The organism is Colwellia sp. BRX10-3 (assembly GCF_014077505.1).
Classification (GTDB): Bacteria; Pseudomonadota; Gammaproteobacteria; order Enterobacterales; family Alteromonadaceae; genus Cognaticolwellia.
Genome location: NZ_JACGWA010000030.1, coordinates 1 through 1,552 on the forward strand (window position 1 = coordinate 1; position 1,552 = coordinate 1,552).

Annotated in this window: 1 protein-coding gene; it reads left to right on the plus strand. The window is 34.7% G+C overall.

Going from position 1 to position 1,552, the window contains the following annotated elements; genetic code table 11:
• Positions 1-722 precede the first annotated feature (722 nt).
• Positions 723-1,295 (plus strand): outer membrane beta-barrel protein, encoded by a 573-nt coding sequence (locus tag H4J38_RS16855; protein WP_182133647.1) that lies wholly within the window; start codon positions 723-725, stop codon positions 1,293-1,295.
• The last annotated feature ends 257 nt before the right edge of the window (positions 1,296-1,552 follow it).

A 1,552-nucleotide genomic window follows, 5' to 3' on the forward strand; every position in this document is an offset into this window, starting at 1 on the left:
AGTGATGATTATACAAGGTGGTATTACATCGCTTTAAACATAAAAAAACCCGAGAAGCACAATTAAATGCTCTCGGGTTTTTTTGGGTTAATAAACCCTAATATGGTGCTCGCTACTGGACTCGACTATCTAAATTAACTATTTGATATAAAGGTAATTGTTTTTGGTTGAATGTAAGTGTGTTACTTCTGATGTTACTTTGATTTAAAGTCACCCTGTTTTTAGGGGCTCGCAAAAATCGGATTTAATATTATTTTCACCCCTTGATTAAGCCTTAAAAATTATTAGCAGGCCAGACCTTAGGTTTACTTAGGTTTTGGATAGGCAGCTTCGATGCCAAAATAAAAACCATCAGGTAATTAAGCAAAGTACTTCCTCAAAGGAAAAAATAATTCAGTTAAATCCAAAGGCATTCGCCCCCATTGCTAGTTAGTTCCTTTGCTTTTATTCCTTCGTTCCAGCATTTTCAATTAGGGGATTCACTACCTAAAGCGGAGATTTGATACTTGGTATTGGATAAGCTCGAAACTTACTTATTTACAAATGCAAACGTCATTTAATATTGACTCTTAAGTCGTTAGGCAAAAGCGTGAGCTAGTAATTTTGGTCTTATTTTAATATGAAATTACAAGAAAAAACCTATTTCTTTGCATAAATGAATTTAGTCTACTAAGATTTCTGAGGTATAGGACTGAAAATGGTTATACAAGGAAGAATATATAATGAAAAGTAACTTATTAATATCATCTTTATTATTAGTATCAACCCCTTTTATTTCAGCTCAGGCTACTGAAAATCTTGATCTATATGTAGGATTAGGGGTAGGTCAATCTTCGATAGATATTACAGCAAGCGATTTAGGGCTTGAAAATGATGTAAGTATTGATGATTCTGATACTGCTTTCAAAATTTTTGGTGGGTACGACGTTAATAAAAATTTTGCAGTGGAACTTGGGTATATCGAACTAGGGGAGGCTTCCGTATCCTCCTCCAATGGCATTGAAAAGATTGAAGCTGAAGTCGATGCTATTCTTGCAAGTGTAATTGGTAAATTACCTCTTACTGATCATTCTTCGATTTTTGTCAAAATAGGTTACAGTTCATGGGATATAGAAGCATCTTGGAGAGATATGTCTGAATTAAATCATTATACTGAAGATGGTACAGATGTGTTTTTTGGGGCTGGCTATGGCTACTCGTGGTCAAATATATCTGCTGGAGTTGAATTTGAACGCTATGATGTTGATGGTGAGGATGTAGATTTCATTAGCTTCTCTTTAGCATATATGTTTTAAAGATAAATCAAAGTAGCGACTGTACGCTGATATCATCAGGTTAAGCAAAAAGCTTGCAACTAACTGGTGCTCAGTTGACCTCGACCAACACTCACGACTTCAAAATATTACTTCCGGTTTGCGAACCAAGCGATCATTAAGTTTTTGCTCGATAACTTTATATTGCTGGCTACTTTGCGCTTGTTCATTACAAATACTTAATAAGTCTTCAATAAAAAATGAAAGTGCTCGGCGTTCAATTTTACGGATTAACTTTT